Genomic DNA, 25,025 nt, shown 5'->3' with positions numbered 1-25,025 from the left:
AGGAAAAGCTCGCTCCATCTGTGGAACCGAATTCATTCGGGAAGACTGATTGCCATACGCTGAATATGTATTGTCTGTACTGGCCCCTTCGCGAATGAATTCGCTCCCACGGTTATAGCGATCGTTACGCGGCAGCGCTGCTTATCTACTCTTCGCGTCAAACAGCAGATCCTTCCTCAACCCTTCAACGCAAAAATCCACGAACGAACGCACCTTCGAAGAGCCTCTGCGGCCTTCCAGATAAACCACATGAACCGGTTCTGGCTCGATCTCGAACCCTTGCAGCACGCATTTGAGTTTCCCGTCGCGCAGGTACTCGCGTATCTGGTAATACGGCACCTGGGTCAGCCCCCAATTCTGTAGGGATGCGCAGATTGCAGCCTGGAACGAGGTCAGGCTGAGCCGCGACGCGACGTCCACATTGTAGTCGCGGCCGTCGACCCGGAAGGCCCATTGCGGTGGGCGTTCTGAGGCGGATGTCGAGATGGTCGAATGCTGGCGTAAATCGTCCGGGTGCTGCGGGGTGCCGTGTTTGGCCAGGTAGGCAGGGGAGGCGCAGACCATACGACGCACGCTGCCGACCGGGATTGCCGTCAGCGTTGAGTCGGGCAGGGCACCGATGCGCACCGCGACATCTATGCCTTCATCCAGCATGGACACCACCCGATCAACCAGAATCGCGCGAATCTCCACAGCCGGGTATTGGCTGAGAAAGCGGGTCAGCAGCGGTGTGACGTGCAGCGCGCCGAACATCTGAGGCGCTGTCACCGTCAGTAATCCACCAGGCAGTGTATGCAGGCCACCCGCAGCGTTTTCAGCTTCATCAAGGTCGGCGAGCAGGCGGCGACAATCGATGGCGAAGCGCTCTCCGGCTTCAGTAAGCCGCATGTTTCGAGTGTTACGCACCACCAGCAGAATCCCCAGCCGGGTCTCCAGGCTGGCCACGGCCCGAGTGACTGTCGCGGTGGATAAACCAAAGTGCCGGGCAACGCCGGCGAAACTGGTTTGCTCGGCCAGTGCGGCGAAAATCGTCATTTCCTGAATTCGATCCATGTTCCACTCGCAGCGTGAGGTGACTGCCTCGAATGCTATCAGTATTTCAGGAATTGAAATGGTGAATTGAGTTGGCTGGTAATTCTCTGCAGAGGAAGCAACGAATAGCATGGATCTCTGTTCTTTCACCTCAGGTTTTTATCATGAGCAAGTTCGATCCATCAGCCGAAGCCAGCGATGCAAATGGCGTCAGTCGGCGCAAGGTTTTACAGGCATCTGCTGTGGGCGCTGCCGCTGCGCTGGGCGCTTCATTCGTGAGCGCTGCCCCTTCATCCTCCAGCTCAACTGCAAGCAGGAAAACCGTTATGGCACTCGACGATGCGTCTCGCGTTACGTTTCACACTCAGAAGGTCGGCGAGGTAGAAGTCTTCTATCGCGAAGTCGGCCGAAAGGACGCCCCGGTACTTCTGCTGTTGCACGGCTTCCCGAGCGCCAGCCACATGTTCCGTGACCTGATGCCATTGCTGGCAAACCAGTACCGCCTCATCGCACCGGATTTACCGGGTTTCGGTAACACCAAAGCACCGCCGCGAGGGCAATTCGATTACAGCTTCGAAAACCTCTACAAGGTGATCGAGGGTTTTACCGAAGCCTTGGGTCTGAAGAAGTACGCGCTGTACATATTCGATTACGGCGCGCCAACCGGCTTGCGTCTTGCTGCGGCAAATCCGGAAAAGGTGACCGCAATCATCACCCAGAACGGCAATGCCTATCTGGAAGGCTTCAGTGATCAATGGGATCCGTGGCAAGCCTACTGGCGTGATCCTTCGGCTGCCAATCGCGAGGCCTGCCGTCCCTCGTTGTCGCCGGAGACTATTCGTGACTGGCAATATGGAACAGGATCTGATCCGCAGAAGCTTTCACCGGACGGCTACAATCTCGACATCCTGTATATGGCTCGGCCAGGTGCAGAGGAGATCCAGCTGGACCTGATTCTCGACTACCGCACCAACGTGGCGGCTTACCCGGCGTTTCAGGCGTACTTGCGCAAATACCAGCCGCCGTTGCTGGCCGTTTGGGGCAAGCACGATCCGGCGTTCATCCCGCCGGGCGCAGAGGCTTACCGCAAGGATATTCCGGATGCAGAAGTGCATTTGCTGGACGCGGGTCACTTCGCACTTGAAACCCATGCGCCAGAAGTGGCCGGGTATATCCGCGAATTTCTCACACGCAAGCTGAAGCAGCAGTAAAACCGGTCAGCCAATATGGCGTCCGCCTGCACATTCATTGTGACCAGACGGACGCCATCCTTAACTGTCTCTGCCATATTCGGTTGAACTCGCGATTACGCCAGGTTTCAACCCTTACCTCTGTATTCCGACAAAACTAAGTTTTTGAATGTTAGTTGCATACGAGGGTATGCATTTGGATGTTTTTGCCGTTTTAGCGTGAATAATAATTTACCCTCCGCCTTATATCCCTCCGCATTAATTCTCCAGGTCCGCTTTTGCCTGACCTACACAATGTCAGCCCATTAGAGGCTCCTGCCAACAATCCTGAGTCAGTTCGTCGATACCCTCGATAGTTAATGAAACTGTCCGGTGTCACGGGAGTCATCTAGTTAACGAGGTGTATTTCAATTCACCTGTTAACGTATTCAGGAAAACCATGCGGATTTTGATTGTCGAGGATGACCCCATACTGGCGTTGCTGAACGCTGATGCTCTTGAAGAGGAAGGTCATGAGATTATTGGGCCCGCTTATGACGAAGCCGAAGCATTGCGGCTTGCCAGGGATTTCCAGGTAGACATTGCGTTTGTTGATATCAACCTCTCCGGGAACGAAGAAGGCATCAAGGTCGCGAATGTTTTACGTGATCAGTACGGCATTTTTTCTCTCTTTGTGACGGGACAGATTGTCGCCGCCCGCGAGCGGGGAGCTGAGTCAATCGGCGTTTTAAGTAAGCCCTACAGTCTTGATGATCTGGCAAAGGCTGCATTGATTGCCGGCTTTTGGTTGGCAGGCCAGCCCGCCAACATTCCGAATCCTGGGGCTCTGAAAATTTTTAATGAGCGCTCCGGGCCTCCGAAGGCATTACCTGAACATTCCTCTCGTATCGCAACTGAACACCGGCCATCATGACGTGATGTGCAATTGCAGCAATGCAATAACCAACGTCATGTGGATGTGTAGGAATGGATTTACGCGACCTTTATTACTTCGAAACCATTGCTGATCTGGGCAATCTGGGGCGCGCAGGTGAAAAGCTGCATCGCACCCAGCCTGCGCTTTCGAAAAGCATTCAGCGACTGGAAGAGACCCTCGGTACCGCTTTGTTTTTTCGTGAAGGGCGGCGCATGCGCCTCACTCCTGCCGGTGAACTGCTGCTGATGCGTGCCCGGCTTTTGCGTCAGGGCGTGCAGGAAACCCGTCGGGAAATTCAGGACTTCGCCAAAGGCACGGTGGGAAACGTGCGCCTCGGCTGTGGACCTACAGCCGCCGAATACCTGCTGCCAAGTCTGGTGTCGTTATTGCTGGAGACGGCCCCGGACCTGACGTTGGAGCTGGTCACCGGCCAGAACGATATCCTGCTCAATTCGTTGCGGACCGGGCAACTGGATCTGCTGATCTGCCCGCTGTCAGCGGTCGATGTTTCGCAATTCGAAACGTTTGCCCTGTTGCAGGATGAAGTGGTTGTGGTCGCCAGTGCGGACCATGTGTTGTTCGAGGGGCCAATCAGCATGGCGGGGTTGTGTGACTGGCGGTGGGTGCTGGCAGCACCCACGGTGGCGACCCGGCGCTGGCTGGACAACGCTTTTTTCAACCACCAACTGGACACGCCGCAGATTCAGATACAGACCAACTCCATCAACATGATGCCGCGACTGATTGCTCACACGCCGCTGTTGAGCTTCATTTCCAGGCACAACCTCGGCGTGGGCAAAATTGGCGCTACCTTGCGTGAGGTGCAATTGCCGGAAACCACTATGAAGCGCAGCTTCGGTCTGGTCATGCGCCGCGAAGCCTATGTCTCGCCGCCCACTGCGTACGTCGTCGATCTGCTCAAGCGCGAAGGCTCGGGCCTTTTCACTGATCATTCCGATCTGACTTGACCTCAATTAAAAGCTTTTTCTGCAGGAACGACTGGGGCGGTGCTCCAACTTGCCCGCTATTGCGTCAGCACAGACGATATATCCAACGCCCGATATATAGAATCGCGGGCAAGCGCGCTCCTACAGGTCCACGTTTGCTGCTCGACAGCGCTGTGTCAGGGATGCAGGTTCGGCTTCTATCAAACAAAAATGCAACGACCTGATCTGGAATTCCTTTCTGTAGGAGCTCACGAGCACCGCGAGGCAGCGATGGCAGTCTGTCTGATGCACCGCTATCGCGGCCTCGCGGTGCTCGTGCGCTCCTACAGGGATAGTGTTTGCTGCTCGACAGCGATGTGTCAGGGACGAAGGTGTTACCCAATGCCCCAGCAAGGGCGAAATATGCGTGATTTCATCAATTAAATTCATAGTTGAATAAAAAAGCGGAAATAGATTTATACGAAGAAAAAGTTAACCATGGATGCCATAGCGGTAGGTATCGCCCGTCGATGTCTGAACCGATGCCAATAATGAAAACAAGGCGTCCTGTATGACTTACACCATTCTTGTCACCGCCGAACGCCTGGCTCCAGCTGGACTGGACATTCTTACGCAGCGCGGCTGCCGGGTGTTGTTTGTTCGCGCCGGGCAGGAGGTCGCTGACATCGAGCGGTTGATGGCCAGCGAACCGATCGATGCGGTGATCTCCCGGACCTTCGAGCTGAGCGAGCAGGCGATTGCCGCGTCTCCGACCCTGAAAGTCATCTCCAAACACGGCGTTGGCGTCAGCAATATCCACGTTGCTGCGGCCAGTGCCCGCGGCATTCCGGTTTACGTCACGCCCGGTGCCAACGCGCAGTCGGTGTGTGAAATGACCCTGGGCTTGATGTTCGCCGCGGCACGTAAAGTCAGCTGGATGGACAGCGAGATCCGCGCCGGTCGCTGGTCCCGTGCGCAGGACGGGCTGGAGTTGAGCGGGCGCACGCTGGGCCTCGTGGGTTTTGGTCAGGTGGCGCGCAAAGTCGCGACGGTGTGCCAGGCGCTCGGTATGCCGGTGCGGGTCTACGATCCGTTTCTCAAAACCGACAGCGATCTGCAGGGCGCTGTGGCCGTTGACTCGCTGGCAGCATTGCTCAGTGAAAGCCATGTCCTGAGCCTGCACGTGCCGCTCACTGCACAGACCCGAAACCTGATTGGCGCTGCCGAGTTGGCAATGCTTCCCGTAGGCGCGGTTCTGATCAATACCGCTCGCGGTGAAGTCGTAGACGAAGCCGCGCTGGTTGATGCGCTGCGCAGCGGTCAATTGTATGCAGCAGGTCTGGACACCATGGCCATCGAACCTTTGCCGTCCGACAGTCCCTTATTGCATCTGGATAACGTCGTGCTGACTCCTCATGTCGGCGGTTCAACCCCGGCTGCACTGGCTGCAATGGCACGGGACGCTGCCACCAACGTTCTGGGCTTTCTCGACGGCAAGCCTGTGCCGCGTACTTCATGCGTCAACGCTGATCTGCTTTCCCTTTGACTGGAGATTCACCATGACCGCTTCTGCTCTCAATGACTGGCCAACCGGCTACCGCATCAATCCGCGTAACGGCGACCTCAATGTTGAACTGATCGAAGCCTTCCGAAACATTCCTGTGGCGGTGGCGGGCGATTGCCTGGGGCGCGGCATTGGCGCCAGAGGCCTGCACGTTTATCACGGCGATCTGTCGCTCAAGTTGTGTGGCCCGGCGTTCACTCTGCGGGTTCGCCCCGGCGACAACCTGATGGTGCACAAGGCGCTGATGATGGTGCAGCCCGGTGATGTATTGGTTATCGACGGTGCGGGCGATATCAGCCAGGCGGTGATTGGTGGCCTGGTCCGAACCACGGCATTGCGGGTCAAGCTCGGCGGCATTGTGATCGACGGGGCGGTCCGTGATCTTGAGGAGCTGGCCGAAGGCATCCTGCCAGTGTTTGCAGCAGGGCATACCCATCGTGGCCCGAGCAAGGATGGCCCCGGCGAAATCAACGTGCCGATTGCCTGCGCCGGACTTTGCGTCATGCCCGGCGATTTGATGCTGGGCGATGCAGACGGCGTGCTGGCAGTGCCGCAGGCGGATGTCGCGGCACTGCTGCCCAAAGCCATCGCCCATCTTGAGCGAGAGGCCGCGATCCGCGAAACCAATCGCCTTGGCACTGCCGACCCGGAACGCTTCGACGCACTGCTGCGCGCCAAAGGCCTGCCGGTCTGAGCACCTTTCACTGACTCTCGTTAAACCCCTGCACGGGCGATCCATGCCTATAGCTGGCGCTTCGCATCTGTAAAAAAGTCACCCAGATAAAACTAAAAAAAAGAGGGAACCCATGCTGACGATCCTCAGCTATACGATGATCATTTGCTTCATGTACCTGGTCATGAGCCGCCGTCTTTCACCCTTGGTGGCATTGATGCTGGTGCCGGTGGTATTCGCCTGTATCGGCGGGTTCGCTGCGGGCCTTGGCCCGATGATGATCGACGGGGTGAAGATGCTTGCCCCCACCGGCATCATGCTGACCTTTGCGATCCTGTACTTTTCGATGATGACCGACGCCGGGCTATTCAACCCGCTGGTCAAACTGATCCTGAAAGTGGTGAAGGGCGACCCGCAGAAAATCGTGATCGGCAGCGCCATTCTGGGGATTTGCGTCGGCCTGGATGGCGACGGTGCGACCACTTACATCATCACCACGGCCGCGCTGTTGCCGCTTTACCGGCGCACCGGGATTCGCCTGCAAGTCATGGCGACGGTGTTGCTGCTCAGCAACGGCGTGATGAACATGCTGCCTTGGGCCGGGCCCTTTTCGCGCGCCGCCAGCGCCATGCACGTGGACGTCGCCGACCTGTTCATGGAAATGCTGCCGATGATGCTGGCGGCCGTGGCATGGGTTGTGTTTGTTGCGTTTCTGCTCGGGCGCATGGAGAAGCGTCGTTTAGGTGTGATCGAGTTACGCGAAGGCGAGGGCATGGATCACTTCAAAGAGTCCGCACCGGGCGACTGGCGCTTCGCATTCAACGCTGTGCTGACGATTGCCCTGATTACCTGCATGGTCATGAGCGTATTGCCGCTGCCGATTCTGTTCATGCTGGCCTTCGGTATAGGCGCGGTGGTCAATTTCCCGAAAATCGAAGACCAGAAAGCCCTGATCTCGCGTCATGCGGGCAACGTCATGCTGGTCTCGCTGCTGATTTTTGCAGCAGGGATATTCGTCGGCATCATGACCGGCACCGGCATGATCAAGGCCATCTCAGAAAGCCTGATCTACGTCATCCCGCAGTGGGCCGGGCAGTACATGTCGTTGATTACTGCGTTCATCAGTATGCCGGGCACCTACGTACTGACTAACGATGCGTTTTACTTCGGCATCCTGCCGATCCTCGCCGAGACCGCCAGCCATTACGGCATCGGGCCTATGGAAATGGCTGTCGCCGGGCTGATCGGCCAACCGGTGCATGTGTTGAGCCCTCTGGTGGCATCGACTTACCTGCTGTGCGGTTTGCTGGATGTCGATTATGCGAACAACCAGCGTATTTCCTTCAAATGGTCGGTGGGCACCGTGGGCGTCATGTTTGTGATGTCGCTGCTGATTGGCGCGCTTTCCATCCTGCACTAAAGCATTGGCCATCGGCCCTGTGCCGATGGCCTGCATCCGAGGTCATGTTCATGCACAACAATCACGACATCGATATTTTGATCAGCGAGGTTGGCCCTCGTGACGGGCTGCAAAGCGTCAAGGCAAGCATGCCGACCGCGCTCAAGATCGAGTGGCTCACGGCACTCGCGGCGTCCGGGTTACGTGAAATTGAAATCGGTTCGTTCGTATCGCCCAAACTGCTGCCACAGATGGCCGACGCCGCACAGTTGGTCGCTCATGCGCGAACCTTGCCGGGATTATTCGTCACCGCTCTGGTGCCCAATCTGAAAGGCGCGCAGGCCGCGTTCGAAGCTGGGGTGCAAAAGATCACCCTGCCGATTTCGGTCAGTGAGCCTCATTCACTGGCAAACATTCGCAAGACCCATGCGCAGGTTATTGAAGAAGTCCGCACTGTCGTTGCGCTACGCGATCAGCAGTACCCGCACGTCTTGATCGAGGCGGGTCTTTCGACTGTATTTGGCTGCACCTTGCAAGGCGTGGTCCCCGCCGATGACGTCATTCGTATGGCTGTGACCATGGCCGGACTTGGGGTGGATGAGGTGGGGCTGGCCGACACGGTGGGCTATGCCAATCCGACCCAGGTTCGCCAGTTGTTCACCCGTTTGCGCAACGAGCTGGGGCCGGTCGCGGGCAGCGCCCATTTTCACAACACCCGAGGGCAGGGACTGGCCAATGTTGTGGCCGCGCTTGATGTCGGCGTGACCACGATTGACGCCTCTCAAGGCGGATTGGGCGGTTGCCCTTACGCGCCAGGCGCATCGGGGAACATCGTCACTGAAGACCTGGTTTACCTGCTCGAATCCATGGGCCTGCGCACTGGCGTCGACATCGATCGTCTGGTTGCCGCGCGCGAGTGGCTGCATAAAGGGCTGCCCGGTGAGCCGCTTTACGGGTTCATTCCTGACGCCGGTGTTGGCAAGAATTTTCGTTATGCAAGCAAGGGTCAATGAACATGCAACCGACGACTGAAAAGGCGCTGCCGCTCGCAGGTATTCGTGTGATCGAGTTCGTGCACATGGTCATGGGGCCGACCTGCGGGCTGGTCCTCGCTGACCTCGGCGCAGAGGTGATCAAGGTTGAACCTGCACCATCGGGGGACAATACGCGGAGCTTGCGTGGCTCTGGCGCCGGTTACTGGATGACCTACAACCGCAACAAAAAAAGCTTTGCCGTCGACATGAAAACCGAAGAGGGGATGTCGGCCGTTCGTAAGCTCATCGCCAGTGCGGACGTCGTCACCGAAAACTTTCGCCCCGGTGCCATGGAAAAACTGGCGTTGGGATACGAGCAGGTCAAAGCAATCAAACCGTCGATCATCTACAGCTCAATGAAAGGTTTTTTGCCCGGGCCTTACGATCAACGACCGGCACTCGATGAAGTGGTGCAGATGATGACCGGGCTTGCTTACATGACCGGGCCAGTCGGTCGGCCTTTGCGGGCCGGGGCTTCCGTGAACGATGTGATGGGCGGCATGTTCAGCGCCATTTCAATTCTGGCTGCTCTGCATCAGCGTAACTCCACCGGCCTGGGCCAGTTTGTGCAGACCGGTCTGTTCGAAAACTCGGCCTTCCTCGTTGCGCAGCACATGATGCAGAAAGTCGTCACGGGCAAGGCCGCTGCACCGATGCCCAATCGGGTCTCGGCCTGGGCGATCTACGACGTATTCACCACCGCCGACGATGAACAGGTTTTTCTCGGCGTCGTCAGCGACGGCCAATGGCAAAGCTTCTGCAAGGCCTTCGGTTTCAAAGAGTGGGCCGTGGATCCGACGCTGGCTCTGAACAACCAGCGGGTACAAGCGCGTGACGACATCCTGCCGCGTGTACGCGAGTGTCTGGGCGGCATGAGCAAGCTCGAAGTCATGGCGCGCTGCGAAGCGGCGGGTTTACCGTTCTCGCCCATTCAGCGCCCGGAGGACCTGTTTGAGGATCATCACCTGAATGCATCGGGCGGCATGGCGGCACTGACGACCCCGGATGGCGCTGATGTGAAAGTACCGATGTTACCGTTCGAAATGGATGGCCAACGTTTCGGTACACGCCTCAATGTGCCCGGGCTTGGCAGTCATTCCGCTGAACTGCTTGGCGAGTTAGGGTATTGCGATGAGGACATACAGGCGTTGCAGGCTGCTGGTGTGGTTCAAGGTTAGGGGTGGTGACCGTGCCTTGTGTCCACGACATACCGCTGTCGCGAAGCAAACGGGGCTCTGTAGGAGCGCGCTTGCCCGCGATGCGGTGTGTCAGCAAAAAACGTGTTGCCTGACCAGATGCAATCGCGGGCAAGCGCGCTCCGCTCCGATGATGGCTACAATCCCAACGACCCTATAACTTTTTAATTGCCGGAATTGAATGTGCGTAACAGTATTCCGTTCGCCCCCGTATTACTTCCTGACATCGCAACTGTTCGACTAAAGGCTAAAGCACTGGCGATGCTTGAAGCTATCGTCTCACCCGATTGGGAGTACAGGTATTACAGCTTCGATGCGCATTGGGGTAGTGGTGAGGAGATGGCGTCCATGCGCAACGGATCGGGCGAAGATTGGTTTCTGCTCTTCGGAGCGTTCGGTGCCGCGATAAAAGGGTTTGCTCACGAAGCATCAGATGCTTGCAATAACGACCTTGCAGCCGCCGCGAGGATTCAACTTCCTCAGCCTTTTGAATCATTTCTGAATGAGCCCGCGTTCAGCATGGATAGCGTGAGCTACTGCTACTGGAGGCGCCCGGAGGACTCAAGCTGGCATAAAGTGGCGTGTGCAAATTCGCTGTCGGATGTGGTTGATGACGGCTCGTCAAAATTCGCACTCTTGTGCGAACCCGCAGCTTCTTATGTCGTTTTCGCCAAAGAGTATTATGAAGTTGAGTTACCACTTTTGCCGGTGCAACGCATTTACGAGCACGGCCTGTTGACCGAGGAACTGGTGAGGGCCATCAATCCGGATCTGGATTTTGCCGATGCCCGGGAGTTCGCTGCAGAGATTGGCTATCCCTGTGTTTGAGCCTTGGTCAGCGCTGCGACTGTTTTATCTGGATAAAGCGAGTGCTGGTTTGACCGCGTCAGAATGATCGAACAGACTTCCAATCCATTTGCGGACGTTGGTCAAGGAGTTGTAAATGGCAAATCGAGTTTACTTGATGAATCACAGCCAATCCGAACCCGCCCTGGCTGCAGAACTGGAGGATGCCTGTTTGCTGGCCGCCAGTTATCAGTTACCGATTTTGTGGTTGGCGTTGTTCGATTCGGATGACTTGGTCAACGTTCTTGTACATTGCGAAAACGATGCTGGTGAGCTGGATAGCGAGCTGATTTTGACTTGCTTTGCGTCCACCGAGAAAGCACTGAAGACTTACAGCTCAAGAAGGCAGAGCCTTCAGGCGGCATTAGGTGCTGACAGCTCGACCAGTGTGGCTGAGTGGGAGGCGTTCATTGCCAGCCAGTTGCAAGGCCCAGTGGTTCAGATCGATCTGACTGAACTCTGGATGATGTACGGCGATGCGGATGCGCTGGATGCCCAGGTCAGCGAATGGCTGGCGGGGCTTGATGACACCACGAGTGGTGCATGGATATCTTTCTGTCATCAGGCAAACCTTGATGACGCTGACACACGGCGCTACGGTGTTCGCGGCTATCCGTGGAATGCGAAGCCGGGATGGCAGTGAGGCGGAGTTTGATAATCAACCCACACATCGCCATCGCAGGTTGATTAAGTCATTCAAGGCGCGTCGATGATGATGGAAATATTGGCTGAGGTCTTTTTTCGTACCATTTGCTTTCCTGTGGGCTGGCCAGTGGTAAAGATTTTCACACTGGGAAAGTACCCTGTTAAAGGGTCCTGGTTTACCCAAACCCTTCAGTCTGAATGGACGTCTGCGATTGGGCTTGCTGTGTTGGTAATTGCAATGATGGCTGCGCTGAAGCAGTTCGTGATTACGTAGAAAATCTTACATAACTCCCGCCATGAAAGAGGCGTGCAAATGATGCTCGCTACAACTGACCACCGTCCCAACGTAACTTTGACCCCCGCCCAACAAACCGACCTTGATGACCTCGTCGCCATTCGGATCGAAGCCATGCGCGAAAGTCTGGAACGGGTAGGGCGCTTTGATCCAGTGCGTGCTCGCGAGCGTTTTGCCAGCGCTTTTGATGCACGGGATACGCGCTATATCGAAGTGGCTGGAGAGCGCGTGGGTTTTGTCTTGGTCAAGCGGCACGATGATGAACTGGTGCTTGATCACCTGTACCTGAAGCTGGCCGCGCAAGGTTTGGGCTTAGGCTCTGCGGTTCTGTCGCTGATATTCGAAGAGGCGGATGCTTTGGGGCTGCCGATTAAAGTCGGGGCGCTTAAAGAGAGCGCCTCGAATCGGTTTTACACGCGCCACGGGTTTCAGTTTTTAGAAAGCGGCGAGTTTGATCATTACTATATTCGTCGGGGTGTTACAGGCTGAAAATGTGCCGTCAAAGGTGCGCAGAGACTCAATCAGAACACTCGACCGCAGTTTCGAAGCCCTGCCAGCCATGCAGTTGCCTGGAAACGACCAGCAGGCGATTTCCCACGCCAGACGTCGAAGCAACGCAGACACCTTTTTCATCCCAGAACGCGCTTCGCCCAGCCGCTGCCCAGCCACCTGTCGGCCCGCCATGATTGGCCATGAGTACGGCCATTTCGTGGAGCCGGGAGTAACTTTGCAGCAGCGAACTGTCTCGTGGATAACCTGCTTCGCCGATCAGCACGCTTGAGGCATAAACCTGCGCGCCTTGTCTGGCTGCTGCCGACGGATGTTCTGGATGGCTGAAATCAGCGCACACCGACAGCGCGATGGGCGAGCCCGCGATGTTTATCAAATCGCCGCCGTTACCGGCACTGAAATACTGTTCTTCGCCAGGGTGTAAATGCTGTTTGGTATAGACCGTGACCGAACCGTCGCCATGGAGTATGAAGGCTGCGATCAATGGCTTTTCATGGCCTGGCATGCGCAGCGGTAAACCGACGACAGTGGTCATGGAGTTTTCCCGCGCGAGTTGTCGCAAGGGGAGCAGAACCGGACTGTCCACATCTTGCGTCAGCGCTTCGGCCAGAGTGGGTTCATAACCCGTGAGCGACAGCTCGGGAAACACCAGAAGATTTACTCCGTGCTCACTGGCGCACTGCATAAACTCGATGTGCAGATTCACGTTTGCGTCGATATCGCCTGCTTGAATGGCGCATTGGGCTGCAGCTAAAGCAGGTGACATGAAAGCTCTCCAATAAAAGTTCTCCAGTAAAGGACATTATTAATATCCAACATGCAGAGCAGAAAGCAGCGACTCCAAGGATTCCGGCGATTTATCAAACGTGCTTTCCGACTTCAAGGTATCCCATTGCATAGCGTCGCTCACGCAGTAGTCGCCGATACACTTCATGGCGTGGACTTGCGAATCCAGAAGACCCAAGGGTATCCACATGTATGGTTTGCCACGCAAGGCATTGGGAACGGTCGAGCCACAGTGTTTGCAGAAATCATTCCGGTAGCCGCTGGGTTTGAGCCATGTGTTGATTTCAGACTGTCCCGCCGCCCACTGGAAGCCGGATTCAGGAACGATCGTCGCGCAGTTATAACCGGTGCCTGTTTGTTTGCGGCAAAGGGAGCAGTGGCATCGGTAGAAATACAGCGGCTCTGTCTTGAGGGAAAAAACCACGGTTGCGCACAGACATTGTCCTGTCAGCATTTATAAATTCCTTATTGAAGTGCCTGTTGATTAGCTGTTGTCCGGTTCATTGCTCAGGCCTGATAAAAATCTTCCGGTGATGATTGCGATTGCCTCCACTGGGGACATCAATGCCGTGTCTACAGTAAACGGCGCTTTATTCCACGCTTCGTATTCATGACTGAGCACAGACGTCCAGGTGGGCGGGGTCAGCCCCGGTACATCACTTTTTCTGCTCTCAACCCGACGCTGGTGCTCTCGTTTGTCCGAGCAAACCACCTGAATGTCGACTAACTGGACGCCAGCCCGTGCGGCAATTTCGTTCCAGGCTTTACGGCTTTCCATGACCGGGTTAACGCAATCAACAATAACCGAACTGCCCAGTTGCAGGTTGCTCAGCGCGAGTTCGTTCGCAGCCATATACCCGCACCGACCGACATCCTGAGCAAGTTCGCCGGAGTTTCGGATCGCTTGTTCAATCGTATCTATTCGCAGGTAAACCGCACGCATGTGGCGGGTGAGTTCGCGGGCGATGGTTGTTTTACCGGTACCGGGAAGACCGCTGAAGACAATGAGCATTCGGTGTCCTTAGGCTGTATTGCCCGTCTTGTTGGGGTCAATCAAGCACGGGACGCATGAAACTACGTTCGTAGCTGACAATGAATTTTTTCTCTGTCGCCAGTGCCACCGCTTCAATGCATTCAGCGTCGGTTTCGGCTTCTTTGCGATAGCGCTCGTAGTCCGAGAGACTTGGGAAACTGAACAGGCAACAGGCGATATTGTTGGCACCTTCTGCCGGCAGGAAGTAGCCATGGTGCAAGCCGCCCAAGCGCGTCACCAACCGTATCCATAAGCGGGAATAGATTTCAAAGGCAGGGATTTGGTACGGATCAATCTGGTACTTCACGTGGCAGGTAATCACACGAGCTTTCCTTGTTCGCAATGGTTCGTTAACAGGGCGCAAAGGTTATCAATAATTCAGCCCTGATCTGAATACTTCTGCTTGAAATAACGTCGTCGCTGCCGACTTCCCGGATACATGTGACGGGTCTGTGTATGCCGTTTTGTTCTTGAATCTGTGTCTAACATCTTTGCTTTTCGCGGCTTAATCTTGCTCCGAACATTCTCAAGGAGCGACACCATGCCCGAACTGTCCACCGTGGTTGCCTATGGCTTGATCTCACTTGGCATGGTGTTGACCCCCGGCCCGAATATGATTTACCTGATTTCGCGTTCGATCTGCCAGGGCCGGGTGGCCGGGTTGATTTCTCTGGGCGGCGTAGCATTGGGCTTTGTCGTTTATATGGTTCTCGCTGCGCTGGGTATCACCGCGTTGGTGATGGCCGTTCCTTACGCTTATGACGCCCTGCGAATTGGCGGCGCGCTGTATCTGCTTTACCTGGCCTGGCAGGCAGTCCGGCCCGGTGGGCGCTCTCCCTTTCAGGTCAAGGATCTGCCCAAGGACGGCCCACGCAAGCTGTTCATGATGGGTTTCATCACTAACCTCCTGAATCCTAAAGTGGCGGTGATGTATTTGTCGTTGTTGCCGCAGTTCATTGATCCTGCCGACCACGGCAGCGTACTGATGCAATCGCTGGTGCTGGGCTTTACGCAGATTTTTATCAGTGTGACCGTCAACGCGGCGATTGCCATTATGGCTGGCTCAATCGCTGCGTTTTTTGTGGGCAGGCCTTTCTGGCAGGTCGTACAGCGCTGGCTGATGGGCACAGTGCTCGCGGGGCTGGCGATGCGAATGTTGATTGAAGGGCGTCGGTAAATGGTCGGGTTTGTACCATTTCGTGGCGCTTGAGCCCATCGGATTCCCTTTGTACCTTGCGGTTATGAAGCGAAACAGGCTCCGTGAGAGATTCTATGTTGGCTTGCAAATAACATTTCCGTGGGAGCGAATTCATTCGCGAAGGAGCCAGTACATTCGCCGCTTTCGTATCGTCTGATATGCCGCTTTCCCGAATGAATTCGGTCCCACAAGGACATCGCAAGCCGGATCGCCGCCTGCGCGATCCAACATGGAATCTCTCACAGGTATCGATGTAATCCTGCAACCCCATCAATGCCCATGAACAGTCCACGCCACCAGCCGGGCAACCATTGGCCTGACCACCAGCACGCAAATGAATGCGGATGGCATCGCCACCCGATACGCATTCATCACATTCTTCATGTAGTGTTCATCGAAGCCGAACTCCGCCAGGGTGATCACGAGGCACATCAGAAAAGCCATGATGGTCGCCATGTAGAGCGCAAAGATGTAAGGCGTCGCTCGTTTGGGAAAGCGCAGACGTAAGGTGTTTTGATTGGTTTCAGCAGGCATCGGCTAACCTCGTCAATGTTGTTTGTCAAAAGAGCCGCCAAGCTAGCAAGCCGTCGAGGATGCCGGTAGCGGCGTAATGCTTGAATCACTGTTAAGTAAAATCAACGAATAAGGCATCGGGAACGCGATGGATATTCTGGGGCTGATCAACACCTTTATCCGCGTGGTAGAAGCGGGCAGCATTGCTGCGGCGGCCCGGGCTCAGGGCATGAGTGCGGCGGCGGTAAGTCAGAGCATCACTCGGCTGGAAAAGCACCTCGGCACGCGGCTGCTTTCGCGTACCACGCGCAGGATGGCGCTGACTGAAAGCGGTACGCGCTATTACGAAAAGGTGAGACACATCCCGCGCGATATCGAACTTGCCTCGCAAGCCGCTGCTGTCGCCACTGATCCTCAAGGCCCGCTGCGCATCGCGACTACTGCGGCGTTCGGGCGTCATGTGTTGGCACCGCTCATGCCCGCTTTCAAGGCGGCTTACCCGCGCATTGACATCGAGTTGATCAGTGCAGACCGGCGCGTCGATCATCGTCTGGAGGGCGTGGACGTCAGTGTTCGTATCGAGGCGCAACTGAGCGATCAGTTGGTGGCGCGGCGTATTGCATCGCTTCCGTTTGTGTTCTGCGCGTCGCCTGCTTATCTCGACCGTGAAGGCGTGCCCACCAGGCCAGAGGACTTGAAAGACCATGCCTGCCTGGTGTTTCGTTACCCCACAGACGGGCGTTTTCTGCCGTGGAATTTCATACTCGACGGCAAGCGTTTCGAGGCGAAGGTGAATCCCGGTTTTGTTTGCGATGACATCGACATGCTCACGCAGATCGCCCTGAACGGGGGCGGCATTGCCCGGCTGGCCAGCTTTATCGCGCAACCGCTTATCGACAGCGGCCGTTTGCTGCCCTTGTTCGACTCAGGCAACCGCGGCGCTGCGGCTGCGGAGTCTGAGCCGATGGATATTTATGCGTGTGTCACAGAACGGTCGGCATTGAATGCGAAGGTACGTGCGTTTATCGCGTTTCTTGAAGATGCGTTGCAGGGCGGTTCGACTGGGCAGAAATGAATGTCGGGCGATCAGAACTCGCACCCCACCTGACGTTCTACTGAAAGCTACCGTGCAGCAAACACGGGACCTGTAGGAGCCAACTTGTTGGCGAGACGTCGGCCCTGCAAAGTCATTTGTTCCGCCTCGCCAACAAGTTGGCTCCTACAGAAGTATGCGTTTCAACCCTAAGGCTATGCGTTGTTTGCCAGGAGACCACACATTGAGTCACGACGAGCTTCAGTCCTTTAGCGAACATGAAGTCGCAGAAATGCAGCGCTTCAACAAAAAGCTCGGCTGGCTACCGCGTTTTCGAATCCGCAATCGCTTCACGCCTCAGGTGATTCAGACGCTGCTTAAAGCGGGTCAAATTGCTGGCGCGGGCAAGCTGGCCAAGCAGGGACAGCAGGCTGAAAAGCGTTCAGTCGGTGTCGATGGCATTTCGGTCCCTGTGCGGATATTGAGGCCCAAAGGCAAAGCAAAAGGCGTGGTGCTTGATATCCACGGCGGTGGCTGGGTCATAGGCAATGCGCAAATGAACGACGACCTTAACCTTGCTTTAGTGAAAGCATGCGAAGTCGCCGTGGTCTCGGTGGACTATCGCCTCGCGGTATCGACGCCGGTTGAAGGTCTCATGGATGACTGTCTTTCGGCTGCGCGCTGGCTGCTGGGTAGCGAGTGTGAAGAGTTTGCCGGTTTACCCGTGATCGTTATCGGGGAATCGGCCGGCGGCCATCTGGCGGCGGCGACACTTCTAGGGCTCAAAGCCTGGCCGGATCTGTTTCGGCGGGTGAGCGGGACGGTCCTGTATTACGGCGTTTACGATCTGACCGGAACGCCAAGCGTCCGCGCTGCCGGTCCTGAAACCCTGGTGCTGCATGGCCCGGGCATGGTCGATGCGTTGCGTCTGCTGACGCCGGACGCAACTGATGAAGAGCGTCGTCAACCGCCGTTATCGCCCTTGTACGGCGATCTTACGGGCATGCCGCCTGCGCTGATGTTTGCCGGTGAGCTGGACCCGCTGCTGGACGACACCGTGCAGATGGCTGAACGATGGGCGAAGTCGTCGGAAGTAGAAGTACACGTGACGCCGGTTTGTGCGCACGGCTTCATTCACTTCCCTACGGCGATGACGGGACGGGTGCTTGCGCGCAGCCATCGGTGGATTTCGGACCGGATCAGCGCCGTAAAGGTTTGAACCCTTTAGGCCGGGCCAGAAGGTGCCACCTTTGTCTTAGGCTCGGCCGCCCCATCAATGTTGATCAATCTGCGATTGAGTTCAGCTCTGTCATGATTTCATCCGACAGCACCAGCTCGCTCACGGCAAGGTTTTCGCGCAAGTGCGCCACCGAGGATGTGCCGGGGATCAGCAGAATGTTGGGCGCACGACGCAGCAGCCATGCCAGTGCCAGCTGCTTCGGCGTGATGTTGAGTCGTTGCGCAACGGTCGATAATGCGGATGACTGCAGCGGCGTGAACCCGCCCAACGGAAAGAACGGCACATAGGCAATACCGTCACGCGCCAGTTCGTCGATCACCGCGTTATCGTGCTGATGAGCGATGTTGTAGAGGTTTTGTACGCAAACGACATTGACGAGTTTGCGCGCCTCAGCGATTTGCGTGGGGGTGACGTTGCTGATGCCGATATGGCGAACGAGTCCTTGCTGCTGCAATTCTGCAACGGCGCTCACTTGTGCTTCGATCGAACCTTCGGCTGTTCCCATTGCGCTGAACATGGTGCGCACGTTCACCACATCCAGCACGTCCAGGCCCAGATTACGCAGGTTGTCGTGCACAGCCTGGGTCAGGTCTTTTTTCGACGTGGCTGGAATCCAGGAGCCGTCTTCGCCACGAATGGCGCCCACCTTGGTAACTATCGTCAGGTCATCTCGATAGGGATGCAGTGCTTCGCGAATAATCTGGTTGGTGACATGTGGCCCGTAAAAGTCGCTGGTGTCGATGTGGTTCACGCCCGACTCGACGGCTGCACGCAGCACGTCCACCGCGGCTTGACGATCTTTCGGCGGGCCAAATACGCCAGGACCTGCGAGCTGCATTGCGCCGTAGCCGATTCGGTTAACCTGGCGGTCGCCAAGATTGAACGTGCCGCTTTTGTTGCCTCTTTTGTCTAAAGCATCCGTCATGTCTATCGCTCTTGCTTCGCTTGGGGGAAAACTATGATATGAAGGAACCTTCAGGTTTTGAATTCGCATTCCATGAACACTGTCAAAGCATCGTTAAAGCCAAGAAAATCAGCGGTTCAGGCCCGATCCGTCGCGACGGTTGAGGCGCTTCACACGGCGACCCTTCAGGTTTTGACCCAGTACGGGCTGACCCGCTGCACCACCACGCGGGTCGCCGAGCGGGCCGGCATGTCGGTTGGCAGCGTCTATCAGTACTACCCTAATCGCGATGCACTGCTGGCGGCAGTGCTCGAAAAGCATCTGCAGGAAGTTGTCGATACAGTTGAGTTGGCCTGTGGTCGATGTCACGGAAAAACAGTCGCTGAAATGGCATCGGGTTTTATCGTGGCGTTTCTGGCTGTCAAACTGCGTGATCCGGTGGTATCAAAAGCGCTCTACGCCATCGCAGCAGAGCGGGGCGGAGCTGAACTGGTCGCCCGCATAAACGCCCGCATGCTAGTCGCGATGACGAACATGCTGAGCACCGCGTCTGACGCACATTTTGACAATCCCGCCCTGATTGCCTCGATCTCGCATACCGCAGTGGTCGGACCTGTGCGTGCCTTGCTTGAAGGGCATGGCAATCCTGACTTCGAGACCTGCCTCGAAGAGCAATTGACCTTGATGTTGACGGCCTATCTTCAAGTTCATCAGCGCGTTAAACGCCCATGAAGCCTTTTAGAATTCGTGAATTAACCTCAGCCGACACTGAGGCGTTGCTGGCGTTTGAAGTGCGTAACCGTGAGTGGTTTGAATCGCACATCGATGCCCGCGAACCTGACTTCTACTCGTTGCAAGGTGTCGCGGAGCATATCGACTGCTATCTCGCCGACTTTGCCCTTGGCGTCTGGCATCCATTTGTCATCGAAGATTCCAGTGGGCGAATAGTCGGACGGGCAAATCTGAAAGGCATGAGTTCGTCTGGCCAGACTGGTGAAGTCGGGTATCGAATTGATCAGGATGCTTGCGGACAAGGGCTGGCCACATTGGCGTTGAGGCATATGATCGAGCAGGCAAAGGAGCGTTGGGGGCTTGTGCAACTCGTTGCTTACGTCTTCAAGGAAAACCTTGGTTCGAGGAAGGTGCTTGAGCGCTGTGGGTTCCGGCTGGAGCAGCAGTCGGATGATGATGCTGCTGAGTGTCGGTTTGTTCTTTCTGTTTAGAGAGGTCTGCATTCCGATACGCCGTTTTGTATGGATGGCACGCCGCTGTCCGGTAGGAGCTAACTTGTTGGCGAGGCATTAGATCTTCTCAATCAGATAATCCCCTTCGCCAACAAGTTGGCTTCTACCGGGACGGCGTTTCAATTCAATGGTTCGAGGAAGGTGCTTGAGCGCTGTGGGTTCCGGCTAGAGCAGCCCTCGGGTGATGATGCTGCTGAGTGTCGGTTTGTTCTTTCGGTTTAGAGAGGTCTGCATTCCGATACGCCGTTTTGTATGGATGGCACGCCGCTGTCCGGTAGGAGCTAACTTGTTGGCGAAGCATTGGATCTGCTCAATCAGATAATCCGCTTCGCCAACAAGTTGGCTCCTACCGGGACGGCGTTTCAATTCAATTTGATCAGCGTTAATGACCCCGACCACCTCCAAATGACCAGTCTTCACTTGCGGTTGTGGTGATGACCACCATCACATCCTCGGGGTTGAACCCTGGCGAACGTCCCAGTTTTTCCACCAGATCCCGATAAAAGCGCTGCCTGGTTTCAACGCTGCGAGGACGTCCTGCGGTAATCGCAATCAACACAAAGTCCTGGCTGCGCGGCCCGCCAAGATAGTTGCGGTCAAATATCAGCTCGCCCACTTCATGCTGGTGAATGACCTGAAAACGATCTGCCTCGGGCACCTCGAAACTGTCGACCAATGCTTCGTGCAAACTCTGAGACAGTGCCCGTAAATAGTCAGCGGATTTGCCTCGGTGCAGCGAAATACGTGCGAATGGCATGAATGATTACTCCTGGCCGCTGACAGGGTGGGCTTCTAGTTCCCTGAGCAGGTTCAGTGCCGAAGCTGCCGTTGGCCAGCCTGAATAGAACGCCAGATGGGTGATGGCTTCGTTCAATTCATCGACACTCAAACCGTTATCCCGCGCGCGTTGTAAATGAAACGGCAGTTGCTCAAGCCGGTACATCGCTACCAGCGCAGCCACTGTCGTCAGGCTGCGTTCACGGGGCGTCAGTTGAGTGCGTTTCCACATGTCGCCAAACAGCACGCGCTCCGTCAGTTCTGCAAACTTTTGCGGATAATGCCCTTGTTGCTCAAGCCCTTGAGCGATGGATGAACTCATGATGCTTTCTCTTGATTCGCCAATGAGCCAGGAAAACTATCAAGTCGTAATCATTCCGAATATCAGATTAAATGGTGACCATGATCCCAAATAAGTGGACTGTTTCCATGCGTCGCCCCACCTTTGATCTTGATGTGTTGCGTACTTTCGTCACCGGCGTTGAATTCAACAGTTTCGCTAAAGCGGCAGATCGTCTCGGGCGATCAACGTCTGCGGTCAGTGCTCAATTAAAAAAGCTGGAAGAACAGGTTGGCACGCCTGTGTTGGCCAAATCGGGACGCGGGCTGGTCCTGACGCCCGTCGGGGAATCTCTGCTGAGTCATGCCCGTCGATTACTGGAACTGAACGACGGCATTTTTCAAACTTTGCACGAGAGCCAGACGGCCGGAACCATTCGTCTTGGTCTTCAGGAGGACTTTGGGGAGCACTTTCTCAGCGAGATCCTTCGGCGTTTTGTGCAGACGTATCCAATGGTGAGTCTCGAAGTCCGGATCGCACGCAACGCCGAATTGCTCGCTCTGATTGAAACCGCGGGGCTGGACCTGGCCCTGACCTGGGACACCGGGCACACCTCGCCTTATGCCGAGCATTTAGGCGAAACCCAAATGCACTGGATCGGGATTCGCGATACCCCGTTGCTGAGCCGTCTTGTGGATTCGCCCCTGCCGTTGATCCTGTTCGACGCCCCGTGCGTATTGCGCAGCGCCGCCACTCAGGCCTTGGATGCTGCGCAAATTCCGTGGCGCATAGCGCTGACCAGCCCCAGCGTAGGAGGAATCTGGGCCGCCGTCGCAGCCGGATTGGGCGTGACGCTGCGAACACGCATCGGCCTGCCGGATAACCTGACTTTTCTGGACGGTTTACCCTCGGTGCCGAGCCTTGGGTATGTGCTTCATGGCGCAGGAGAAGATCCAACGCCTGCGACGAGGCATCTGGCTGAGTTGATAAGGATGAGTTTGCAGGAGCAGACGGTCAATTTTGTTGGCGCGCAATAGGGCGTTAAGCAACGCCCTGACGAAACCGTTGCTCTGTTATCCCTATCAATCAGGTTTTTTAACCATCATGTACTGGCTGAAATTATTGATGTGATCGTCCAGATTATCTTCAAGCATTAGCCGGTACTGATCACAAAAATACTTCAGCATCGCCTCACGCGCCTGAGCCATTTCCTCGCCGGACTTGAAGCTGCGCGCGCTGACCCAGGCATTGAATCTTGTGGTGCCAAACATCATGGATGCATTGACCTGTCCGAGGTTTTCGAACGCTTTAAGCTGCTCGTTGGACAGTTCGATGTGCGCGTCGGCGCGGTCATAGAATGCTTGGTCGGTGGTATCTGACATTGCGGATTATCCTGGTCATTTTTTTTGGCTGGGTGCATTAAAGCATCTGCGTCGTCTGCATCCATAATTGCAATCGTTTGCAGGAGCTCAACGCCTGTCACCACGAGGTCTTGCGGCAAACAATGGGCCTGTAGGAGGGAACCTGTTCGCGAGCTGCCTGACGCGGTGTGTCAAACCAATCGCCTCGCCAACAAGTTGGCTCCTACAGATCACCCGTCTACCGGGCAACTCCACGGTTCAAATCATATCGATCCGTTCAACGCAGAGGCCAGGACCAGCCGCTCAAGCCCGATGCCGAACCCGGCACCTTCTCGATAGGCTCCGCCACCGACAACTTGTTGCTGTGCGCCTAAAGCAGGGCATCGCACTTCGAAGCCATTGCCTTCCAGGTAGTAACTCAGCCCGCGTTTCACGGCCAGATTGAGTTCGTAGTCGAGGCCCAACGAGTCGAGGAAACCCGTGCAAATGGCCTGGCTACGCTGCAAAGCCTCCACCGGGTCGGCACTCAGGATTTCGAGTCCCAGTTGGGTGAACTCGCGGTACCGACCGGCTTGCGGACGCTCATATCGATAGCATCGCGCAACGTAGAAAAACATCGCCTCTTCCCGTGATCCGAGCAGTACATCGTTGCGCTCCTGAAAAAGCGCGGTGGCCTCCGGGATGAGGCAACAGGGACGTCCGGCCTTGTCATTGAAAGCCCACATTTGCCCGATTATTTCACTTCCGCCGGCCTTCTCGATAAAAGTGTCCTGACCCCATAACGCTGGAACGATGGCTTCCTCAGCTCCAGCTTCGATGAAGATAACTCCGGAAACGGCCTTCTATTTCACGCATGATTGCTGCTTCTTTCCCGGTTACTATTCGTGTTCCACGTAGCATTGTCATTTTTGTGATCTCCAATTTACAGGCAATAAAAAAGGCGCCATTGGCGCCTTGGTTTTGTTCATTGAGTCGTCAGAACAAGTGGTTTGAGTTCTGATGGATCGATGAGCATGAGCAACCGCGGCACCTTGAGCGAGGTCCGTGATGGTGATGTCGGTTGCATTGAATAAATTTGGTCATGGCCAATCCTTGCACAGAACCGGGAGCGCCGACAAGGCACCCCATTTACGGCAACTGCATACGAGAACAATAGACAGCAGTGACGCGCATGAATGAGTGGGATATTTTCGAAACGGAACACTGGCGAGTCAGCCATCGACGCGATGCACGCTACGGCGGTTACCTGATGGTCAGCTCAGTCGCAGCCGCTTCGGATTTCATGGACCTCGGCGATTCAGCACTGGCTTCGCTCGGAGACGCCCTGCGGCAAACCGAGCAGCTTCTTTTTCAGGTCTTTGAGCCTGTGAAGGTCATCGTCTACAAGCTGGGTTTTTCGGCGGGTTTCAATCTGCACTTTCATGTGGTTCCAGTGACGCATTCACTGTTGGCAGAAATAGAAAAACATCCGGATTACGCTAGCGAACCTGACGGGAATGACACCATTCTTTTCTTGAGCCGCGAGTACTGCGAGCGGCCATTGAATGCCGAGGAGAGTGAAGCTCAGCACACGACAGTGATGAATCTTCGGAAGCTTTACTGCGCAAATAGCCTGATCTAAATACTTGTGCGCACCTCAAGGCCGCCGATAATCATTGCCTGCTTAACGAGTAAGTGGAGTTTCTGTGATACCGGGATATCGCGTACGCATTTATTGCTTTTTAGGGGCTGTTTTCTGCCTGGGCTGTGCCTGGCTAGCGGGGGAACGTCTGCATGACGCCTTCACCCTTTGGCAATTCGATGCGCTCACCGGGCCACGTCGGCAATCGGTGAAAGAGCATCTGATATTCGATGACCAGCCAGGGCGTTTCCTTTGGTATCTATTGGAAACCATCGCGACCTTCATCTTCTTCAGCGGCGCAGGACTTGCCATGACATGGGGCGCGCTGCGAGGTCGTCGGGCATTCAAGCGTTGGCATTAGAAGTTTTAGTCAGCTCTTGTGCTCAGTCGGCCGAGGGGACCAGAAACTCAACATCATCTTTCTTCGCTGCCTGGCTGCTATCAGAAAATATAATCCTGTGACCTGGAGTGCATTATCTCTAGGAGCACCCCGATGTCCCTGACAACTCGCTGTCGCGAAGCAAACGGGTGACCCTGGTAGGAGCCAACTTGTTGGCGAGACGTCGGACCTGCATTGTGAGAAATTCCGCTTCGCCAACAAGTTGGCTCCTACCGTGTCCGCGTTTCCAATCCATTATTGAAGTGATGTTTGATGAAAGTGCGCCTTGTGTCCCTGACACACCGCAGTCGCGAAGCAAACGGCTGACCCCGGTAGGAGCCAACTTGTTGGCGAGACGTCGGACCTGCATTGTGAGAAATTCCGCTTCGCCAACAAGTTGGCTCCTACCGTGTCCGCGTTTCCAATCCAT

Annotated in this window: 30 protein-coding genes; 19 read left to right on the top strand and 11 right to left on the bottom strand. The window is 55.8% G+C overall.

What is annotated here, in order from left to right:
- Window positions 1–141: 141 nt before the first annotated feature.
- Window positions 142–1,053, bottom strand: coding sequence for a LysR substrate-binding domain-containing protein (locus KDX30_RS23835; protein ID WP_231677663.1), 912 nt, complete (start codon window positions 1,051–1,053; stop codon window positions 142–144).
- A gap of 305 nt (window positions 1,054–1,358) precedes the next feature.
- Here KDX30_RS23835 and KDX30_RS23830 point away from each other — a divergent pair, with 305 nt between their 5' ends.
- The 11 genes from KDX30_RS23830 (at window position 1,359) to KDX30_RS23775 (ending at window position 12,205) form a co-directional block, all read left to right on the top strand.
- Window positions 1,359–2,243: an alpha/beta fold hydrolase gene (locus KDX30_RS23830; RefSeq protein WP_231677673.1), complete on the top strand. Its 885-nt coding sequence runs from the start codon at window positions 1,359–1,361 to the stop codon at window positions 2,241–2,243.
- Window positions 2,244–2,661: 418 nt separating this feature from the next.
- Window positions 2,662–3,135: a response regulator gene (locus KDX30_RS23825; RefSeq protein ID WP_122707169.1), complete on the top strand. Its 474-nt coding sequence runs from the start codon at window positions 2,662–2,664 to the stop codon at window positions 3,133–3,135.
- Between the two features lie 53 nt (window positions 3,136–3,188).
- Window positions 3,189–4,106: a LysR family transcriptional regulator gene (locus tag KDX30_RS23820; RefSeq protein ID WP_099269699.1), complete on the top strand. Its 918-nt coding sequence runs from the start codon at window positions 3,189–3,191 to the stop codon at window positions 4,104–4,106.
- A 529-nt stretch (window positions 4,107–4,635) separates the two neighbouring features.
- Window positions 4,636–5,610: a hydroxyacid dehydrogenase gene (locus tag KDX30_RS23815; protein WP_027898036.1), complete on the top strand. Its 975-nt coding sequence runs from the start codon at window positions 4,636–4,638 to the stop codon at window positions 5,608–5,610.
- A gap of 13 nt (window positions 5,611–5,623) precedes the next feature.
- On the top strand, window positions 5,624–6,322 hold the full coding sequence (locus tag KDX30_RS23810) for an RraA family protein (protein ID WP_122395411.1): 699 nt from the start codon (window positions 5,624–5,626) through the stop codon (window positions 6,320–6,322).
- 112 nt (window positions 6,323–6,434) lie between these two features.
- Window positions 6,435–7,721, top strand: a complete 1,287-nt coding sequence (locus KDX30_RS23805; protein ID WP_231677662.1) for a CitMHS family transporter — start codon at window positions 6,435–6,437, stop codon at window positions 7,719–7,721.
- A 50-nt stretch (window positions 7,722–7,771) separates the two neighbouring features.
- Window positions 7,772–8,713, top strand: a complete 942-nt coding sequence (locus KDX30_RS23800; protein WP_231677661.1) for a hydroxymethylglutaryl-CoA lyase — start codon at window positions 7,772–7,774, stop codon at window positions 8,711–8,713.
- Between the two features lie 2 nt (window positions 8,714–8,715).
- Window positions 8,716–9,912, top strand: coding sequence for a CaiB/BaiF CoA transferase family protein (locus KDX30_RS23795; RefSeq protein WP_231677660.1), 1,197 nt, complete (start codon window positions 8,716–8,718; stop codon window positions 9,910–9,912).
- A 201-nt stretch (window positions 9,913–10,113) separates the two neighbouring features.
- Entirely contained in the window at window positions 10,114–10,758 is a 645-nt protein-coding gene (locus tag KDX30_RS23790) for a hypothetical protein (protein ID WP_231677659.1), read from the top strand.
- A 115-nt stretch (window positions 10,759–10,873) separates the two neighbouring features.
- Entirely contained in the window at window positions 10,874–11,419 is a 546-nt protein-coding gene (locus KDX30_RS23785) for a hypothetical protein (protein WP_231677658.1), read from the top strand.
- A 315-nt stretch (window positions 11,420–11,734) separates the two neighbouring features.
- Entirely contained in the window at window positions 11,735–12,205 is a 471-nt protein-coding gene (locus KDX30_RS23775; protein ID WP_406643974.1) for a GNAT family N-acetyltransferase, read from the top strand.
- Between the two features lie 28 nt (window positions 12,206–12,233).
- Here KDX30_RS23775 and KDX30_RS23770 read toward each other — a convergent pair whose 3' ends face one another.
- The 4 genes from KDX30_RS23770 to KDX30_RS23755 are packed head-to-tail and all read right to left on the bottom strand — an operon-like array spanning window position 12,234 to window position 14,367.
- Complete coding sequence (locus tag KDX30_RS23770; protein ID WP_231677657.1) at window positions 12,234–12,992, bottom strand: carbon-nitrogen hydrolase family protein; 759 nt, start codon at window positions 12,990–12,992, stop codon at window positions 12,234–12,236.
- Between the two features lie 39 nt (window positions 12,993–13,031).
- A complete protein-coding gene (locus KDX30_RS23765) occupies window positions 13,032–13,466 on the bottom strand; it encodes a GFA family protein (RefSeq protein ID WP_231677656.1) in 435 nt (144 codons plus the stop codon).
- Window positions 13,467–13,496: 30 nt separating this feature from the next.
- Window positions 13,497–14,024, bottom strand: a complete 528-nt coding sequence (locus tag KDX30_RS23760; RefSeq protein ID WP_231667160.1) for an AAA family ATPase — start codon at window positions 14,022–14,024, stop codon at window positions 13,497–13,499.
- A 37-nt stretch (window positions 14,025–14,061) separates the two neighbouring features.
- A complete protein-coding gene (locus KDX30_RS23755; RefSeq protein WP_099269707.1) occupies window positions 14,062–14,367 on the bottom strand; it encodes an NIPSNAP family protein in 306 nt (101 codons plus the stop codon).
- A 219-nt stretch (window positions 14,368–14,586) separates the two neighbouring features.
- Here KDX30_RS23755 and KDX30_RS23750 point away from each other — a divergent pair, with 219 nt between their 5' ends.
- Window positions 14,587–15,222, top strand: coding sequence for a LysE family translocator (locus KDX30_RS23750; RefSeq protein WP_099269708.1), 636 nt, complete (start codon window positions 14,587–14,589; stop codon window positions 15,220–15,222).
- 291 nt (window positions 15,223–15,513) lie between these two features.
- Here KDX30_RS23750 and KDX30_RS23745 read toward each other — a convergent pair whose 3' ends face one another.
- The gene (locus tag KDX30_RS23745) at window positions 15,514–15,777 is read right to left on the bottom strand and encodes a DUF2798 domain-containing protein (RefSeq protein ID WP_027901925.1); all 264 of its coding nucleotides are present in this window, start codon (window positions 15,775–15,777) and stop codon (window positions 15,514–15,516) included.
- Window positions 15,778–15,904: 127 nt separating this feature from the next.
- Here KDX30_RS23745 and KDX30_RS23740 point away from each other — a divergent pair, with 127 nt between their 5' ends.
- Together KDX30_RS23740 and KDX30_RS23735 are read left to right on the top strand one after the other, a co-directional pair.
- Window positions 15,905–16,831, top strand: a complete 927-nt coding sequence (locus KDX30_RS23740; protein WP_231677655.1) for a LysR family transcriptional regulator — start codon at window positions 15,905–15,907, stop codon at window positions 16,829–16,831.
- A 250-nt stretch (window positions 16,832–17,081) separates the two neighbouring features.
- Window positions 17,082–18,008: an alpha/beta hydrolase gene (locus KDX30_RS23735; RefSeq protein ID WP_231677671.1), complete on the top strand. Its 927-nt coding sequence runs from the start codon at window positions 17,082–17,084 to the stop codon at window positions 18,006–18,008.
- Window positions 18,009–18,072: 64 nt separating this feature from the next.
- Here the strand turns inward: KDX30_RS23735 and KDX30_RS23730 are convergent, their stop codons facing one another.
- Complete coding sequence (locus KDX30_RS23730; RefSeq protein ID WP_231677654.1) at window positions 18,073–18,954, bottom strand: aldo/keto reductase family oxidoreductase; 882 nt, start codon at window positions 18,952–18,954, stop codon at window positions 18,073–18,075.
- Between the two features lie 57 nt (window positions 18,955–19,011).
- Between KDX30_RS23730 and KDX30_RS23725 the strand changes: the two genes are divergently transcribed.
- Window positions 19,012–19,665, top strand: coding sequence for a TetR/AcrR family transcriptional regulator (locus KDX30_RS23725; protein WP_231677653.1), 654 nt, complete (start codon window positions 19,012–19,014; stop codon window positions 19,663–19,665).
- A complete protein-coding gene (locus tag KDX30_RS23720; RefSeq protein WP_231677652.1) occupies window positions 19,662–20,156 on the top strand; it encodes a GNAT family N-acetyltransferase in 495 nt (164 codons plus the stop codon). Before KDX30_RS23725 ends, KDX30_RS23720 begins: the two co-directional genes overlap by 4 nt.
- A gap of 403 nt (window positions 20,157–20,559) precedes the next feature.
- On the opposite strand, the gene KDX30_RS23715 is transcribed toward KDX30_RS23720, so the two are convergent.
- Entirely contained in the window at window positions 20,560–20,934 is a 375-nt protein-coding gene (locus KDX30_RS23715; protein ID WP_231677651.1) for a tautomerase family protein, read from the bottom strand.
- A gap of 6 nt (window positions 20,935–20,940) precedes the next feature.
- Complete coding sequence (locus KDX30_RS23710) at window positions 20,941–21,276, bottom strand: carboxymuconolactone decarboxylase family protein (protein WP_231677650.1); 336 nt, start codon at window positions 21,274–21,276, stop codon at window positions 20,941–20,943.
- A 107-nt stretch (window positions 21,277–21,383) separates the two neighbouring features.
- On the opposite strand from KDX30_RS23710, the gene KDX30_RS23705 reads away from it, so the two are divergent.
- Window positions 21,384–22,271: a LysR substrate-binding domain-containing protein gene (locus KDX30_RS23705; protein WP_231667155.1), complete on the top strand. Its 888-nt coding sequence runs from the start codon at window positions 21,384–21,386 to the stop codon at window positions 22,269–22,271.
- 45 nt (window positions 22,272–22,316) lie between these two features.
- Here KDX30_RS23705 and KDX30_RS23700 read toward each other — a convergent pair whose 3' ends face one another.
- Both KDX30_RS23700 and KDX30_RS23695 read right to left on the bottom strand, forming a co-directional pair.
- Window positions 22,317–22,616: a DUF3144 domain-containing protein gene (locus KDX30_RS23700; protein ID WP_099269716.1), complete on the bottom strand. Its 300-nt coding sequence runs from the start codon at window positions 22,614–22,616 to the stop codon at window positions 22,317–22,319.
- A 242-nt stretch (window positions 22,617–22,858) separates the two neighbouring features.
- Window positions 22,859–23,419, bottom strand: coding sequence for an ATP phosphoribosyltransferase regulatory subunit (locus tag KDX30_RS23695; RefSeq protein ID WP_231677670.1), 561 nt, complete (start codon window positions 23,417–23,419; stop codon window positions 22,859–22,861).
- Between the two features lie 425 nt (window positions 23,420–23,844).
- Between KDX30_RS23695 and KDX30_RS23690 the strand changes: the two genes are divergently transcribed.
- Both KDX30_RS23690 and KDX30_RS23685 read left to right on the top strand, forming a co-directional pair.
- On the top strand, window positions 23,845–24,216 hold the full coding sequence (locus KDX30_RS23690) for a hypothetical protein (RefSeq protein WP_231677649.1): 372 nt from the start codon (window positions 23,845–23,847) through the stop codon (window positions 24,214–24,216).
- A 64-nt stretch (window positions 24,217–24,280) separates the two neighbouring features.
- Window positions 24,281–24,577 carry a hypothetical protein gene (locus KDX30_RS23685; RefSeq protein WP_122708523.1) on the top strand — a complete coding sequence of 99 codons (297 nt, stop codon included), beginning with the start codon at window positions 24,281–24,283 and terminating at the stop codon, window positions 24,575–24,577.
- Window positions 24,578–25,025: the final 448 nt, after the last annotated feature.

Origin of the sequence: Pseudomonas quasicaspiana, from assembly GCF_021147825.1 — a bacterium.
Taxonomy (GTDB): domain Bacteria; phylum Pseudomonadota; class Gammaproteobacteria; order Pseudomonadales; family Pseudomonadaceae; genus Aquipseudomonas; species Aquipseudomonas quasicaspiana.
This window is presented reverse-complemented; position numbering and strand designations above follow the sequence as displayed.

What these genes read in the sequence shown, in the direction of transcription:
- KDX30_RS23835 (WP_231677663.1), bottom strand. Translation starts at nt 1,053, where the DNA reads ATGGATCGAATTCAGGAAATGACGATTTTCGCCGCACTGGCCGAGCAA.
- KDX30_RS23830 (WP_231677673.1), top strand. Translation starts at nt 1,359, where the DNA reads ATGGCACTCGACGATGCGTCTCGCGTTACGTTTCACACTCAGAAGGTC.
- KDX30_RS23825 (WP_122707169.1), top strand. Translation starts at nt 2,662, where the DNA reads ATGCGGATTTTGATTGTCGAGGATGACCCCATACTGGCGTTGCTGAAC.
- KDX30_RS23820 (WP_099269699.1), top strand. Translation starts at nt 3,189, where the DNA reads ATGGATTTACGCGACCTTTATTACTTCGAAACCATTGCTGATCTGGGC.
- KDX30_RS23815 (WP_027898036.1), top strand. Translation starts at nt 4,636, where the DNA reads ATGACTTACACCATTCTTGTCACCGCCGAACGCCTGGCTCCAGCTGGA.
- KDX30_RS23810 (WP_122395411.1), top strand. Translation starts at nt 5,624, where the DNA reads ATGACCGCTTCTGCTCTCAATGACTGGCCAACCGGCTACCGCATCAAT.
- KDX30_RS23805 (WP_231677662.1), top strand. Translation starts at nt 6,435, where the DNA reads ATGCTGACGATCCTCAGCTATACGATGATCATTTGCTTCATGTACCTG.
- KDX30_RS23800 (WP_231677661.1), top strand. Translation starts at nt 7,772, where the DNA reads ATGCACAACAATCACGACATCGATATTTTGATCAGCGAGGTTGGCCCT.
- KDX30_RS23795 (WP_231677660.1), top strand. Translation starts at nt 8,716, where the DNA reads ATGCAACCGACGACTGAAAAGGCGCTGCCGCTCGCAGGTATTCGTGTG.
- KDX30_RS23785 (WP_231677658.1), top strand. Translation starts at nt 10,874, where the DNA reads ATGGCAAATCGAGTTTACTTGATGAATCACAGCCAATCCGAACCCGCC.
- KDX30_RS23775 (WP_406643974.1), top strand. Translation starts at nt 11,735, where the DNA reads ATGATGCTCGCTACAACTGACCACCGTCCCAACGTAACTTTGACCCCC.
- KDX30_RS23770 (WP_231677657.1), bottom strand. Translation starts at nt 12,992, where the DNA reads ATGTCACCTGCTTTAGCTGCAGCCCAATGCGCCATTCAAGCAGGCGAT.
- KDX30_RS23765 (WP_231677656.1), bottom strand. Translation starts at nt 13,466, where the DNA reads ATGCTGACAGGACAATGTCTGTGCGCAACCGTGGTTTTTTCCCTCAAG.
- KDX30_RS23760 (WP_231667160.1), bottom strand. Translation starts at nt 14,024, where the DNA reads ATGCTCATTGTCTTCAGCGGTCTTCCCGGTACCGGTAAAACAACCATC.
- KDX30_RS23750 (WP_099269708.1), top strand. Translation starts at nt 14,587, where the DNA reads ATGCCCGAACTGTCCACCGTGGTTGCCTATGGCTTGATCTCACTTGGC.
- KDX30_RS23745 (WP_027901925.1), bottom strand. Translation starts at nt 15,777, where the DNA reads ATGCCTGCTGAAACCAATCAAAACACCTTACGTCTGCGCTTTCCCAAA.
- KDX30_RS23740 (WP_231677655.1), top strand. Translation starts at nt 15,905, where the DNA reads ATGGATATTCTGGGGCTGATCAACACCTTTATCCGCGTGGTAGAAGCG.
- KDX30_RS23735 (WP_231677671.1), top strand. Translation starts at nt 17,082, where the DNA reads ATGCAGCGCTTCAACAAAAAGCTCGGCTGGCTACCGCGTTTTCGAATC.
- KDX30_RS23730 (WP_231677654.1), bottom strand. Translation starts at nt 18,954, where the DNA reads ATGACGGATGCTTTAGACAAAAGAGGCAACAAAAGCGGCACGTTCAAT.
- KDX30_RS23720 (WP_231677652.1), top strand. Translation starts at nt 19,662, where the DNA reads ATGAAGCCTTTTAGAATTCGTGAATTAACCTCAGCCGACACTGAGGCG.
- KDX30_RS23715 (WP_231677651.1), bottom strand. Translation starts at nt 20,934, where the DNA reads ATGCCATTCGCACGTATTTCGCTGCACCGAGGCAAATCCGCTGACTAT.
- KDX30_RS23710 (WP_231677650.1), bottom strand. Translation starts at nt 21,276, where the DNA reads ATGAGTTCATCCATCGCTCAAGGGCTTGAGCAACAAGGGCATTATCCG.
- KDX30_RS23705 (WP_231667155.1), top strand. Translation starts at nt 21,384, where the DNA reads ATGCGTCGCCCCACCTTTGATCTTGATGTGTTGCGTACTTTCGTCACC.
- KDX30_RS23700 (WP_099269716.1), bottom strand. Translation starts at nt 22,616, where the DNA reads ATGTCAGATACCACCGACCAAGCATTCTATGACCGCGCCGACGCGCAC.
- KDX30_RS23690 (WP_231677649.1), top strand. Translation starts at nt 23,845, where the DNA reads ATGGTCAGCTCAGTCGCAGCCGCTTCGGATTTCATGGACCTCGGCGAT.